The sequence below is a fragment of the Rhizobium sp. P1_E6 genome (assembly GCF_056405875.1).
Map to the genome: position 1 here is coordinate 1 of NZ_JBFUBG010000085.1, position 13684 is coordinate 13684.

Genomic DNA, 13684 nt, shown 5'->3' on the forward strand with positions numbered 1-13684 from the left:
CCTTCGCCCTTACCTTCGCCCTTACGTCGTTGCTGCTGCCCAAATTGGCCGAAACGCGAGGGCGAGGGTCGTTGTGACTTCCAGCATCGCGCATTCGACCAGCAAGCTTGCCAATGCATGTTCTTCTTCAAGCTGGACTGACGCCTTCGCGCCGCCGGCTTGCCCGTGATTGCAGCGGGCGGCCATCCGGGCATGACTGCACAGTCTCAGGTCTTCGGCAGATCGAAGAGCGACACCATGTCCGGCGACCAGGCCGGTTCGTAGACGAGGTCGACGACGGCTCGGTTTACGCCGGCAATATCCTCAACGCGCTGACGCGCCGCCTCCGCAATATAGCCCGATGCCGGACAGAAGCGGGTGGTCGTGGTCATCTTGATCTTCACGACAGCAGGCTCGGTGACATCGATTTCGTAGACCAGACCGAGGTCGACGATGCTCGTTCCCATTTCGGGGTCTTCTATCTCGCGCAACGCATTGCGTACGTCCTGTTCCGTCACCTCAGACGCCAGCATTGTTCTGATCTCCCGTGGTTGTCCTGATCATGATTCGATAGGTCTTGCCGGAAACATCGAAATTGCCGACCCATTCGTGGCCCCGTGCCTTCAATTCGTTGAAGAGGAAGACAGGTTCCCGGTTGAGAAGGGCAAACAGAACCTCGCCGTCCTCCATCGTCTCCAGTCGAGATAGAATGCGCTCCATTGGTTCAGGTGGCGCAAGATCGGTCAGATCGAGGTTCCAGACCGGATCAGGCCAGGCCGCTTCCGTCGCGGCGACGGCGGGTTCCGTCCGCTGGATGGGCTTGTTCGGAATGAACTCGATTTCCCAATCATCGTCAGCCAGACGCCTTGCGACATGTGAGTAGCCGCGCTTTTCGAGCTGGCGGATCAATGGGACGGGCTCGAATATCGCACGCAGCTTCAGACCCTCATCGGGATTTAGGCCGTCGAATGTGTCCATGATGAGCTGGAATGGCATCCCGCCATTGCGCAGAATCTGTCGGACGTCGAGTTCACGGAACTGAACCATTGGCGTTACCTCTGTGGTTTGCGGCGACGAACAGCGCCGGTTTATGAAATGGTGCGGTCTTGATCCGGGGTTCTACGTTCGCCAGCGCGCGGGCGAGCACCAGCTCAACGATGAGCGCGAAGGTCGATGCGGTTTGCACGACTGCGAACATGCGAAAACCCATGTCCGATCCAAAGCAGAGCGCGATCGCGGCGCCAACTACGGAAAGGTAGAAAAGGCCAAGCCAGACGCCGGCCCGGCGTCCGTTGATTAGTTCGCCGAGCTTCGGCGTCGGCCTGCGGCCAAGAAGCGGGCCGAAGGCCTCGATCCAGGTGAGAAATGGAACGATCTTCAAGAGCTGGGCGAGACCGAAGCCGGTGAGCCAGCCGAATACGAAGAGATAGACGATCGCCGACACGATACGCGTCTCTGCCTCGAGGAACAGGGACAAGGCAAGAAGGGCGACGGAGAGGCCGAGCATCGCGAAAGCCGGCAACGATCCCAGCGTATTCAGTTCGAGCCCCGGACGGCGTCTGGCGCGATATGTTCCGTAAATTTCGAAGAGGTAGGCAGCAACAATCAATGCAAACAGCAAAGCGGCCGACAGGAAAACGGCGCGCGCCAAACTGGGTGCGACGGCAGCACCGATCGCTGCGGTCGACAGAAGCAGAACCGCCAGCGTGCTTGATCGGCGAATGAGCTGAGCCCTGCGCATATCGTCGGACAGCAGAAACATCGGAAGCAGCTTGTAGCTGACGCCGATCGCCGCGAATGTCATCCATCCGCCAAGGCCGAAGCTCGCATGGAAGGCCACGGTTTCCATGCCGTAGGCGACGACTGCGGGTGCTCCTACCAGGCCGGAGATCGTCAGCGCGAACAGGGCGCCGAAGGCGGTCGTGACGAGAAGGCAGCCAATACCGAGGAGAACGAGGAGAGAGGCGGTATGCACCCGTCTTCCCCGCCATAGCAGCACGCAGAGCGGCAGCGAGACAACGGCGATGGAAAGTGAAAGTGTGACGCAAGCCGCGATCATGACCGGGCCGGCAGCTGCGGACCCGACAGCGATCAGGTGAAAGCCCAGCATGAGAAGCGCCGGGCCGGCGAGCAGACCGGCAAATGCGATCAGGTCGAAGTGGCCGGCAGGTCTTTCATTGCCTGTCAGGACCGGCGCGAACTGAAGCAGTGAGCCGATCATGAGAAGCAGAAGCCATCCGAGCGTCACAGCATGGACGATGGCAAGCGCTCCAGGTTCGGCAACATCGAGAGAAGGCATCCAGACGCCGGCTGCCAGCAGGCACTCTGCCAGCAGCAGGTAAGACAGTGCCGCGCCGAAATACGACATCGTCCACCGCGACAGGGTCGTGCCCACGGGCATCATGGCGCGTCTCCGGCGCTAGTGGCTGCCGCAGCAGCAGTCGCAACCCGCATCAAGGCGAGTGATCTCCACACGCCAGACATGCGGTCCCTGTTCCAGATATTCCCAGGAGAATTTTCCGGGCAGGGCGGTGTCGAGCTGGTACTGAAGGGGACGGGGTTCGTGGTCGCTGGTGATGTGGAGGCTCTGGCCCGGCGTCAGCGAATTCAACGTGCCGAAGATCCGGGGATGGCGTTCGACGGGCGGCAGTATCCGCACGTCGATGTGCGCAATAGCGGTCTGGGTGGCTGGCGCGTCTGTCATTATGGCTGTTTCCTTCTGCCGCGAGATGACGAATGACCGGACCGCGGCGTGCCCTGTATCGGAGCGGAAGATAGCCGGGTGCAGAATAGGCGACTTTGACAGTGAGCAAACAACCGGGCGATTTTGTCTGTCACTCTCGGCGCTCGCCGGTGCCTGGCTCACTGTTGTCAGCGTCATGCGGGTCGTTGTTGATCCAGGACAAGGAAGGCTGCCCCTTCGTCGGCATATGCACATCATGACATTCTCATGAAGGAAGCCGAAATGTCCGATGCCCTGATCGCCAAATATGGCGAGGCCCGCCTGCCACGCTATACCAGCTATCCGACTGCGCCTGCGTTTTCGCCGGCCGTCGGGCCGGAGCAATATGCACACGGTCTTTCAGAGGTCTCAGCCTCGGGACCCGTCTCCGTCTACCTGCATGTTCCCTTCTGTCGCTCCATGTGCTGGTATTGCGGCTGTCACACGACGATTACGCGCCAGGACGCACCCGTGCTCGAATATCTCGACGTCTTGAACCAGGAGATCGAACTGGTATCGCAGGCGGCCCGAAACGAGGTTCCAGTTAAGAATGTTCATTTCGGCGGTGGCACGCCGACGATCATGAAGCCGGACGAATTTGCGAGCCTGATGAACAAGCTCAAGAGCGCGTTTCAGTTTACGAGCGACGGCAGCGTTGCGGTGGAGATTGATCCGCGGACCCTGTCGGGCGCAATGATTGCCGCTCTTGGTGAGAACGGCGTCGACCGCGCAAGCCTTGGCGTCCAGAGCTTCGACCCGGTGGTCCAAAAAGCGATCAACCGGATCCAGAGCTTCGAGCAGACCCAGGCCGCCGTGACGGGGCTTCGAGGCTATGGTGTGACGAGTATCAATTTCGATCTTATCTACGGACTTCCGTATCAGACCGTCCAATCCTGTATTGAGACGGTGAGAACGGCGGTCGAGCTGCGGCCGGAGCGTTTCGCCGTTTTCGGATATGCCCACGTGCCGGCGTTCAAGAAGCACCAGCGGCTGATCGACGAAGCTGCACTGCCCGATGCCACGCAACGCAACGAGCAGGCCGAGGCGATTGCCGGGGAGCTGGAGGGCGCCGGATATGTTCGTGTCGGCCTCGACCACTTCGCATTGCCCGACGATCAGCTCGCCATTGCCTCGCTCTCGGGTACGCTGCGGCGGAACTTCCAGGGCTACACGACGGACGAATGCGAAACCCTGATCGGCCTCGGGGCCTCAGCAATCGGACGGTTGCCTGGTGGCTACGTGCAGAATCATGTCGCCCTTGGACGCTATGCCGAGCAGATCGCTTCCGGCATTCTCGCAACGGCCAAAGGCTATGGGCTGACCGGTGAGGACAAATTTCGCGCCAAAGTGATCGAACGGCTGATGTGCGACTTCAAGGTCGATCTCGCAAAACTCGGCGCGGAAGACGGCTATGATACCGGCTTCCTCCTCGAGCGGAACGACCGGCTGGACAGCCTCGTGTTGGATGGCGTGGTGACGATCGAGAATGGTCGCATCGCCGTCTCGAAGGAGCATCGCTTCCTGGTTCGTGCCGTCGCAGCAGCCTTCGATGCCTATCTCGGCTCCTTCGGCCGGACGCACAGCAAGGCGGCATGATTCCTGCTGACCGCCCCGTTTTGACAAGCAGCAGGCGATCGGCGGCAAGCGCCTGCCGGTCATTCCTCGCCCCCCTGATGAATGCAGAGAAAACCAGGCTGGAGCGATTCCGCCTGGTTTTCGCTTAGAGGCGGCTCGGTCTTTCGCGCCGCTAAGCCGTCAAACTCCGGTAGATCGCAGGCAGCGCGCTTGGCAATTTCGAAATGTTCGAGACGAGTGCAAACCCGGATCTACCGAAGATTGCCGGCAGGTAGTCGCCGGCGCTGCGATCGACCGTCACGGCGAAGACCGCCTGTCCTTTCGTGCGCGCTTCCATAACGGCCTTGCGGCTGTCTTCGAGGGCGAAGCGACCCTCGTAGTGATCGACGTCGTTGGGTTTGCCATCCGTCAGGATAAGCAGCAGCTTCTTTCTTGCGCCGTCGCTTTCCAGCTGCCTGGACATGTGCCGGATGGCCGCTCCCATGCGCGTATAGTAACCGGGTCTGAGGCTGGCGATACGGCCGGCGGTTTTGGCTGAGAAAGTCTCTTCGAAATCCTTGATGGTGTCGATGCGAACCCAGTCGCGACGCCTGGACGTGAAGGTCTGGATGGCAAAACGGTCGCCGCAGGATTGCAGACCGCGGGCAAGGACGTCGAGCGCCTGCATTTCCACGTCGAGAACCCGGCGATTGTCGACCCAGGAGTCCGTCGACAAGGAGACATCGACGAGGATCGAGGTCGCAAGTTCGTGGCAGGCGGGGCGGGCGCATGCGTAGATGCGGTCGTCCGGCTGACCGGTGGCGATAAAGTCGATGCGGGAGCGGATGGCCGCTTCGAGATCGATCTGATCTCCGTCCAGTTGAGCCCTTCGCAGTTCCCGCTTGGGTCGCAGCGTCTCGAACTGGCGCCTGACCTTGCGCACGAGAGCGGCGTCGCTGATGATTGCCTGGTCCACCTTGTCTGACGGCGAGCCGACCACCACGCGGCAATGGTCGGCAAGATATTGGCTCTTCCGGAAATCCCATTCCGGATAGGTGAACTCCCCGTCTATCATCGTCGGGTCGGCGGCTTCCGGCGAGAGGTCCAGGTCGAAATGGAATTTGGATTTCGGCCGTTCGCGCGTTTCGCTGAGCGTGATCTCCTCGAGTTCATTGGCCGCCGCCGGATCGTCCTCTTCGCTGTCATCGCTCGGGCGATCGACATTGACCATCTCCGCCATGGCGAGGATCTTCTCGAAGCGGTTCAGTATGAAGGGATCACGCTTGCGGTCGTCAGCGTCACGTTTGCGCGTCGCCTCATGCGACGGTCGCGCCTGTCGGTCGTCACCTGCCTGATCGGATGGAAGGTCATCGCGTTCGGATGGGCTTAACTCGCTGCGGCCCCTGAAATCCGGCCAGATCGGCAGAGGCAGCATCGGCAGGTAACCGGCGGGGGCGGCCGCTATCTTCGGGCGAATGGTGTCGGGAAGGGGATGATGCAAGGGAACGGTGAGTGCCAGCTGGGCGAATTCCTCAATCCACCGTTCCGCTTGAGGAAGCCTCCCGCGCCTCCGGCAGCCAAGCAGCGCCTGGGTCAGCCGCGCATAGCGTGCCGCCATTCCGGGAAACTTCTGGATGACCAGGGCGGAATTTTCCCGACCCGTTTCGATCCGCCACAGATCGGCGAGAGCCGGATCGGCAGGGGACGAAACGGACGGTGCGGTCGCCACATAGGCGGACAGCCAAAAATAGAGATCCCGGTTGAGCGAGCGCTCGTCGAAAAGATCGACAACATCAGGCAGATGGATTGCCGTGCCGTCCCAGCCCGGATGGTCGGACCTCTCCTCGCCGAGGCCGATGACTTGTCTCAGCCGCAGCCTGTGCATCGAGGTTTTCTGCCGTGCTCTCTGGATCTGCAGCGTAGCGTCTCCGCCGAATGCCCTGAAGCAGACGGCAAGCTGCGGTCTTAGCTCCGCAAGGTGAACGGCCGCAGCAGGATGATGTGGCCATGAACTGGTGTCGCCGACCAGCCGATGCCAGGCGCGCCCCACCGTCTCTTCGAGTTCCAGAAATTCCAGCATGCTTCACCTATCCGATCGCGGCCCTGGCAACCTCGACGAGGGCGGCCTTGACGTCCGGTTCGTCTGTCAACGGCTCGATAATTGCTGCCCGTACCGCGTCGATTGCTGGCAGGCCTGCGTCGATAAGCGAAGCGCAGTAGATCAACAGGCGGGTCGAAACGCCTTCTTCCAGGTCCTGGCCCTTGAGCGCGCGCAGGCGCCGGGCAAGTTCGACGAGTGGCGCGACCCTGGCCTCGGCAAGACCGCTTTCCAGGGACACCGTGGCGATCTCCCGTTCCGGCGGAAGAAAGTCGAATTCGATCGAGACGAACCGCTGTCGCGTGCTGGGCTTCAGCGCCTTCATCAGGTTCTGATACCCGGGATTATAGGAGACCACGACCATGAAACCGGGACCGGCTTGCAGCACTTCGCCGGTCCGCTCGAGCGGCAGGATACGCCGATCGTCCGTCAACGGGTGGAGAACCACCGTCACGTCCTTGCGCGCCTCTACGATTTCATCGAGGTAGCAGATGCCGCCATCCCGAACGGCCTTGGTGAGTGGCCCGTCCATCCAGACCGTTTCGCCGCCCTTGAGAAGGTATCGGCCGGTAAGATCGGCGGCCGTGAGGTCGTCGTGGCAGGAGACCGTCGACAAAGGCAGGCCGAGGCGGGCGGCCATGTGCTGCACGAAGCGGGTCTTCCCGCAGCCGGTCGGCCCTTTCAGGAGGATCGGGAGTTGTCGCGTCCAGGCGTGTTCGAAAAGTACGCATTCGTTACCCTGGGGCGCGTAGTGCGGTATTTCAACGTCGGGATTGAGCGGATGATTGAAGGCTATCGTCATCATTGTTCTCCAGAAAAATGGCCCGCCTCATTCGGCGGGCTGGACCACTGGGCTTGCGACGCGCGTCCGTCCGGGAACGAGCACCGACCAGATGAACATCAGGGCGCTGATGAACACGAAGATGCCGGAGCCGAGTCTTACCCAGTAGAAGAGGGCGAGCTGATCCTGAACTTCCATGTATGACTGGCCGAGGACCCGCTGCAGGTGCACCTGGATGATGCCGGCGAAGGTGAGCGCGAAGGTCATGACCGACATGGCAGTACACATGATCCAGAAACTGGCGATCGACAGCCATTGATTATAGGGGGCGCGGCCGCGGATCTGCGGGACAGCATAGGCCATTGCCGCAAGGTTGAGCATCACATAGGCGCCGAAGAAGGCCAGATGTCCGTGGGCCGCGGTGACCTGCGTGCCGTGCGTATAATAGTTGACCGACGAGAGCGTATGCAGGAAACCCCATACGCCTGCACCAAAAAATGCCATGACCGAGCAACCGATCGACCAGAGAAGGGCGGCCTTGTTTTCGTGCTTGCGGCCGGCGCGCCAGGTCATGACGAAGGTGAAGACGACCATGGTGAAGAAGGGTGCCACTTCGAGCGTCGAGAAGAGCGATCCGATCCACTGCCAGTAACCGGGGGCGCCGATCCAGTAATAGTGGTGGCCGGTGCCGAGGATCCCTGAAAAAAGCGCCAGTCCGATGATGACATAGAGCCATTTTTCAACCACTTCCCGGTCGATACCGTTCAGCTTGATCATCAGGAAGGCGAGCACCGAGGCCATGATCAGTTCCCAGACGCCCTCGACCCAGAGGTGGACGACATACCACCAGTACATCTTGTCGAGTGCGAGATTGACGGGATTGTAGAAGGCGAAGAGGAAGAAGATCGCGACACCCCATAGGCCGAAGAGCAGGATGTTGGTGATGGTCGTCTTTCGTCCCTTGAGCGCCGTCATGGTGACGTTAAAGAGGAACATCAGCGCCACGATCACGATCCCGACCTTGATCGCGAAGGGCTGCTCCAGAAACTCGCGGCCTTCATGAATATGGAAGAGATAGCCGACGACGGCGACTGCCGCCGCGATCAGAAAGATCCAGAACTGCGCGATTGCGATCCTGGTGCTGTAGAGCTCGGTTTCGCATTCCTCCGGCAGCAGGAAATAGGTCGTTCCCATGAAGCCCATGAGCAACCAGACGATCAGTGCATTGGTGTGGATCATGCGTACGATGTTGAAGGGCAGTTCGACGGATAGCGTGTTGGGCAGCACGTAAATGGTGCCGGCGAGCACACCGAACAGGAGCTGCGCCATGAACAGGCCGAGAGCTCCGTAAAAATAGAGCATTGCAATGCTCTGGGTCTTGTACTTCATTTCTATACCCTCTCGCTGTCAGCCGGCCTGGTTCGGGGGCCAGTTTTGAGTGTTGATCTTGCTGACCCATTCGAGGAAGTCGGCAAGGTCATCGACCTCCCGGTCTGTCAGATTGAATTGCGGCATCTGCCGTCGACCTTCTATGCCGGAGGGTTGTGCCGCCATCCATGCGTGGAGTGCTTCGCGGGCATTCGCCGGATCCTTGTCCCCACCCCAGCGGATCCAGACGTTCGACAGTTCCGGCGCGAAGTAGGCGCCCTCGCCATCGAGGGTGTGGCAGTTGATGCAGGCGTTCTTTTCCCAGACATGTTTCCCCCGGGCGACGCTTTCCGTCAGGGTCGCCTCATCCGTGGAGACCGTCCGGATGTAGTAGTGACTGTGGGCCGTCAGGCCCACGAATATGGCAAAGAAGAATGCTGACCCGCCGTAGAACACGTTTCGGGCCGCGGTTTTTGTCAGGCGTTCAGCCATCGATCATCCTTTCATGTCAGTGGCGGTGCCGCCGTGACGTCGGAAATCGAGCCAGCGGGCTCGCTGGAAGGGAATGGCGGAATTCGACCGTGAGCTCTTTGCTCATTCGCAAGCAATCGGATGATTGCACGATGGAGGCATGCACAGTGAGGCGTGCGAGAGAAGCCTGCGGCCGGGGGCGACCGGCTTGCACACCGCAACTTTTGAAGAGCGAAGCGAAACGTCAAACAGACAATTGCAGGGTGGCGCGCACGACCGCAATCAGCAGCACGAATGCCGCCCAGGACGACAAGGCCGCGATCAACGGCGTCCGCGCCCCACGAAGCCTGAGAAAATCCAGCACGACCAGGCGGATCTTGATGATGGCGATGGCAGCGATCACCAAGGCGATCAAAGCCGGAGGCACCCCGTCCGGCAAGGCACGCGTCAGGATGAACATGCAGCCCGTCAGAACAAGGAGCAGCAGCAAGGCGCGCGAGCAGTTCGGACGATCGGAATGTTTCATAGCAGGTAGATCACCGGAAACATGACGAGCCAGACGATGTCGATCACATGCCAGAGTGTCGTGATCAGATGGACGTTTTCCCGCGTCGGAAAGACCGCGACGAGGACGAGGATCATCGATCCGAACGCCACATGTGTCAGATGAAACCCGGTGATCAGAAGATAGAGTTGCGAGAAGGGATCGCCGGAGAGAAGGGATGCGCCTTCGAACGCATATTCCATGCATTTGAGCCCGCCGAAGACGACCCCGCCCAGCGCCGCCGCTAGAAGCATCATGCGCCGGCGAGGAATTGCGCTCTGTTCGACCGCCTTGGCAGCAAACCAGCCGCTTGCCAGAAGAACGATCGTGTTGACGATCGGCAGGGCGTGATGAAGCTTCGCTTTGCCGGCTGCGAATGTTTCCGGATGCAGCACGGAGGCGACGACGAACGCCGTCAGCAAAGCCCCGAAGGCGACCAGCTCGCTCCAGGCGAGGATCCATACCAAAAGATCGCCGTTGTCGGTATCGCGCACGTCTTGGCTTGAGATTGTCGAGGTCATGGCCGGTGTTTATGACGAGGCAGAGCCCGCGTCTTTGTAAAACCGCAAACAAGCGTGCGTCCCTCCGGATGAGCCGCTCGTCGAGCCGGAGTCTCTTTGATCGATCTCAAAGAAGTGCCCGCCGTGACTGGCTATCCTGCGCCCGAAAAGGAGAGCTCATGAGCGACGCACAAATCGGACTTTCGATAGCAACACCTGTCATCGTGATCTTCGCGATCATGCTCTACAGGATGGGCGTACTGCAACGGACAGGCGTCGTGACTGCGGTCATCGCTGCGATCGCCATTGCCGCGAGCCTGTTCCTCCAGAGGTGAGCGATGAGCAGCACGAAATGCGCTTTTCACGAGCTCGAAGCGCGCTATGGCGAGCTCTTGTCCTGGTGCGATCTTCTTGAGGCGATCGCCGATTTTCTGCCATGCCACATCGATGAGCGGCTCTGCGGCGCGGTCGCCGACGGGCTCCTTCCTCTGCTTCTGACCAGTCACCGACTGGAGGAACAGATTGGTTCGGGCTGGTTGGGAGCGATCATGAGCGGCAGCGAGCGATCCGAGACGGAGGACCACCTCGAGGCTGGTCGACTTTTCAATCTTGAGTCGGCGCAGGATGTGGTCGAGGTGCTACAGGCGCTGCAAGATGGCCGCTGCTTGCTGTCCTTCGACGCGGTCAACTACCTGCTCAGATCGTTTTTTTGTGCCTTGCGTCGGCATATCGCTGCCCAGCGTCGGATCATTAGGCGGATAGACGAGCCATCCAGAGCCGAGCTCGGCATGGCGTGATCCAGGCAGGCCTATGGTCTAGTCGGTTCCTGCCGGAAGGTCGCCTTCGAGATGGACGAGGTTGAAGTCGTCGATCAGCACCTGAACGTCCACTCTCCAGCCTGCGATATCTGAAAGCGGCAGGTTACTTGCGGTCCATGTGCCATCGGCAGCATTTGCGAGGCCGTACTTGAGAGGCTCGATCCCCCGCAAGGCATTACGCAGGCTCAGAGATACGCTTCGTGGCTGCATCGGATCGAATTGCGGCGTCAGGATCGAAACGCGGATATCGGTCGTGCCTTCAGGTTGCGGCGTCAGTTCGAGTTCCGCCATTGCCTTCTGCCCATGGAGGTGGAGCGACACCGGCGGTTGGGCATGCGCATATTGATATTGCCCAGGGCCCGCAAAACGCCACAGCGAGGCGGCAGCGACGATCAAAAGCGCCAGCCCGATCTCTCCGCTAATGCTCCAGCCCAGCCTGCGCCGGGCAGCTGGGTCTCCCGCCAGTGCCGGAGCGGTGAGCCAAAAGCGGTTGTAGAGCGCCAGCATGCACAAGACTGCGATAAGGCCGATCTTGATGACCAGCACACGCGCAAACAGCGACGACCATGCCAGGTCGATGCGGGGTACTTCCATTATCGCAAGCAGCAGTCCTGCCAGTAGCATCAGGACGAAGGGGATGGGGATCAGGTGCGAGAAAAACCGCAGCGACCGCTGATCGTCCGCAGTGCGGCTGAGACCCAGGAGCGGCAGAAGACTGCCAACCCAGAAAAGCATGACGGCAGCGTGCAGGAAGATCGATGTCTGCGCAATGAAGCGAGGCTGCGCCATGGAACTGTGGCCAGTCAGCGTGAAGGAGAGTGAGGCAAGGACCAGCGCAGTGGCCGATGCTATGCGCGCCGATGGCGAAGGGAGGGCTGAGGTCATGACCGCAAGCACAATCGCCACAAGCCTGAGACATTGGGCGATCCCCGTTTGGTCAGAGAAAGACTGGGCGATCGGCTCCAGCCCGGCCCAGACGAGACCCGCGCCAATGTCGTCCAGCCCCTGAAGATAAAGCCCCGTCAAGACGAGCAAGATCGCAAGGGTTGCCAGGGCAGGGGACCCGGCGTGCGTCCTTGCCGGATCGAGCCAGCGATTGAAAAATGCGCCGCCGACAATGATGGCGAGAACGACCGTCGAACCGATATCGACAAACCAGATGGCTGCATGCAGTGCCTTCGACGACACCTCGGAAATATTGCTGGAGTGTGCCGACGGTTTGCCGACATGATAGACGATGGATCCGCCGATCGGATGTCCATCCTCCGATACCACCCTGTAGCTGACGATCATTGTGCCGTTTGCGAGGGAAGCGGGAAGGGACGCTTCGATTTCGGTATCCCTAGAACTCGCTGAAATCTCTCTGGCTGCTCCGTCGGCGGCGATCATGCTAAAGCGAATGACCCTGACGGTTTCGTTGAAGCGCAGCAGGACTTTCTCCGGCGCGACGGGGAGAATATCGTTATTTGCGGGCGAAGATGCGATCAGGACGGCGTGGGCGTCGGCTCCCGCCGCCATGATCAGAATCAGCCCCGCGACACGCGCGAGAAGGCAAAAGGCCGCCCAGAGGGAAAAATTCCGCGCCATGGGCGACCATCTCCCAATCCGTCTCAGGAATGAGGCGGCGCCACGACGTCGAAAAACGGCGCCGGGGTCTCATAGTCATCGGAGGTCTTGCCGGCAGCAGGAATGTCGATCCAGCGCTCGACCGCGCCTTCGGCGCATTCCTGGACGACGGGAACGTATATGCGTGTGGCCGCAGTCAGTTCCTTCGCGACGGTGGCGCGAAACACGAATTCATCATATTCGTCGTCGACAAGCGAGCCGCCTTGCCACACGATCTCGGTGAGGCCTTCCTTGACCTGTTTGCCATAGAGATCGTAGCTCTTTTCGTAGGTTCCGAGGATTTTTTGCAGCGTCCAGCCCGCCTTCGGCATCGGCTTGGCAGACAGCAATCCTTCAGGGATTTTCACCCGGATCCTGATGGTTGCCTTGCCTTCGCAGCCATGCCCCACGCGCAGCACCGCTTTGTAGGCCTTCCCGGATACCGCCTCGGTCTGCTCAAGGGTGATGTGGGCTTGCGCCGATCCGGCAATGCAAAAAAAGCCTGCCACGGCGAGCGCAAAGTGTTTGATCATGAGATGTCTCCTGGTCCGCAGGTGGGGCGCATGGCGCCGCCACCTGTGAGGGCCTGCTTTATTGCGTGACCTGCGCGACCTGCGCGAGATCGGCATCAAGGCGCTTGCGCACCATGTTCGGAAGCTTGGCGGTCTTGATGACTTCGAGGTTGGCAGGGTTGTCGCCCACCTGGATCAGCGCCACCATGCCCATACCTGCGTGCGGCGTGCACTTGATGACATAGGCGCCGGGGACGTCGAATTTGGCTTGGTATTGCTCGCTCGGCTTGGATTTGAACTCGGCAGCCCCATCCGGAATAAGGCCCTTGTAGGTCTCGGCATTGTGGCTCTTGTCGGTGGGCACGAAAGTAACGGTGTCGCCGGGCGCGATCTTGACGAACCCCGGCTCGAAGACCATCACGCCGTCAGCGCCCTTGTTGAGCATCTGGATCTGATGGTCGGCGGCCATGAGCGGCGCTGCCGATGCCATTAGAGCTGCCGCGGCAGCGATCAGTCCAAATTTCAGACGCATTGCATTTCTCCTATCGTTCGCGGCCGATCCTGGCCTCGGCTGCGGTTCTAGGACATGCACACGTATTACTCTTTGATGCCCGTCAAATTGGCGGCGCCAATTCGGATGACCGGCGGTTCGCCCGGTCTGGTTTTGAAGACACGCAGCCAAACCGGCGGGCAGCCGGCAATCACGTTGATGACGGCATTGACCCGTGGGCC

16 protein-coding genes are annotated in these 13684 nt (G+C 60.4%); 3 read left to right on the forward strand and 13 right to left on the reverse strand.

The window, feature by feature from the left end; all coding sequences use genetic code 11:
• Positions 1 to 206: 206 nt before the first annotated feature.
• The 4 genes from AC1D35_RS27990 to AC1D35_RS28005 are packed head-to-tail and all read right to left on the reverse strand — an operon-like array spanning position 207 to position 2683.
• Positions 207 to 512, reverse strand: coding sequence for a metal-sulfur cluster assembly factor (locus AC1D35_RS27990; RefSeq protein WP_113301971.1), 306 nt, complete (start codon positions 510 to 512; stop codon positions 207 to 209).
• On the reverse strand, positions 499 to 1026 hold the full coding sequence (locus tag AC1D35_RS27995) for a DUF2249 domain-containing protein (protein WP_113301972.1): 528 nt from the start codon (positions 1024 to 1026) through the stop codon (positions 499 to 501). Before AC1D35_RS27995 ends, AC1D35_RS27990 begins: the two co-directional genes overlap by 14 nt.
• The gene (locus tag AC1D35_RS28000; protein WP_477855607.1) at positions 1010 to 2383 is read right to left on the reverse strand and encodes a hypothetical protein; all 1374 of its coding nucleotides are present in this window, start codon (positions 2381 to 2383) and stop codon (positions 1010 to 1012) included. Before AC1D35_RS28000 ends, AC1D35_RS27995 begins: the two co-directional genes overlap by 17 nt.
• Positions 2384 to 2398: 15 nt before the next feature.
• On the reverse strand, positions 2399 to 2683 hold the full coding sequence (locus tag AC1D35_RS28005) for a DUF2249 domain-containing protein (protein ID WP_113301974.1): 285 nt from the start codon (positions 2681 to 2683) through the stop codon (positions 2399 to 2401).
• 261 nt (positions 2684 to 2944) lie between these two features.
• Here AC1D35_RS28005 and hemN point away from each other — a divergent pair, with 261 nt between their 5' ends.
• Positions 2945 to 4297 carry an oxygen-independent coproporphyrinogen III oxidase gene (gene hemN / locus AC1D35_RS28010; RefSeq protein WP_477941186.1) on the forward strand — a complete coding sequence of 451 codons (1353 nt, stop codon included), beginning with the start codon at positions 2945 to 2947 and terminating at the stop codon, positions 4295 to 4297.
• A gap of 151 nt (positions 4298 to 4448) precedes the next feature.
• On the opposite strand, the gene AC1D35_RS28015 is transcribed toward hemN, so the two are convergent.
• The 6 genes from AC1D35_RS28015 to AC1D35_RS28040 form a co-directional block, all read right to left on the reverse strand.
• Positions 4449 to 6335: a nitric oxide reductase activation protein NorD gene (locus AC1D35_RS28015; protein WP_477941188.1), complete on the reverse strand. Its 1887-nt coding sequence runs from the start codon at positions 6333 to 6335 to the stop codon at positions 4449 to 4451.
• A gap of 7 nt (positions 6336 to 6342) precedes the next feature.
• Entirely contained in the window at positions 6343 to 7155 is an 813-nt protein-coding gene (locus AC1D35_RS28020; RefSeq protein ID WP_113312172.1) for a CbbQ/NirQ/NorQ/GpvN family protein, read from the reverse strand.
• Between the two features lie 27 nt (positions 7156 to 7182).
• The gene (locus AC1D35_RS28025; protein ID WP_113312171.1) at positions 7183 to 8523 is read right to left on the reverse strand and encodes a cbb3-type cytochrome c oxidase subunit I; all 1341 of its coding nucleotides are present in this window, start codon (positions 8521 to 8523) and stop codon (positions 7183 to 7185) included.
• Positions 8524 to 8541: 18 nt separating this feature from the next.
• On the reverse strand, positions 8542 to 8994 hold the full coding sequence (locus AC1D35_RS28030; protein ID WP_113301978.1) for a c-type cytochrome: 453 nt from the start codon (positions 8992 to 8994) through the stop codon (positions 8542 to 8544).
• Between the two features lie 223 nt (positions 8995 to 9217).
• Positions 9218 to 9499, reverse strand: a complete 282-nt coding sequence (locus tag AC1D35_RS28035) for a cytochrome C oxidase subunit IV family protein (RefSeq protein WP_113312170.1) — start codon at positions 9497 to 9499, stop codon at positions 9218 to 9220.
• Entirely contained in the window at positions 9496 to 10038 is a 543-nt protein-coding gene (locus tag AC1D35_RS28040; protein WP_477941191.1) for a cytochrome c oxidase subunit 3, read from the reverse strand. The genes AC1D35_RS28035 and AC1D35_RS28040 overlap by 4 nt, the downstream gene beginning before the upstream one ends.
• 158 nt (positions 10039 to 10196) lie before the next feature.
• Here AC1D35_RS28040 and AC1D35_RS28045 point away from each other — a divergent pair, with 158 nt between their 5' ends.
• Positions 10197 to 10352 (forward strand): hypothetical protein, encoded by a 156-nt coding sequence (locus AC1D35_RS28045; protein ID WP_007823775.1) that lies wholly within the window; start codon positions 10197 to 10199, stop codon positions 10350 to 10352.
• Between the two features lie 3 nt (positions 10353 to 10355).
• A complete protein-coding gene (locus tag AC1D35_RS28050; protein WP_113510006.1) occupies positions 10356 to 10814 on the forward strand; it encodes a hypothetical protein in 459 nt (152 codons plus the stop codon).
• Between the two features lie 18 nt (positions 10815 to 10832).
• Here AC1D35_RS28050 and AC1D35_RS28055 read toward each other — a convergent pair whose 3' ends face one another.
• Genes AC1D35_RS28055 through AC1D35_RS28065 form a run of 3 tightly spaced genes read right to left on the reverse strand, consistent with a single transcriptional unit; the run spans position 10833 to position 13484 of the window.
• On the reverse strand, positions 10833 to 12422 hold the full coding sequence (locus AC1D35_RS28055; protein ID WP_477941193.1) for a copper resistance CopC/CopD family protein: 1590 nt from the start codon (positions 12420 to 12422) through the stop codon (positions 10833 to 10835).
• Between the two features lie 23 nt (positions 12423 to 12445).
• The gene (locus AC1D35_RS28060; protein WP_477855600.1) at positions 12446 to 12973 is read right to left on the reverse strand and encodes a YcnI family copper-binding membrane protein; all 528 of its coding nucleotides are present in this window, start codon (positions 12971 to 12973) and stop codon (positions 12446 to 12448) included.
• A 58-nt stretch (positions 12974 to 13031) separates the two neighbouring features.
• Positions 13032 to 13484 (reverse strand): pseudoazurin, encoded by a 453-nt coding sequence (locus tag AC1D35_RS28065; protein WP_113301984.1) that lies wholly within the window; start codon positions 13482 to 13484, stop codon positions 13032 to 13034.
• Positions 13485 to 13684: the final 200 nt, after the last annotated feature.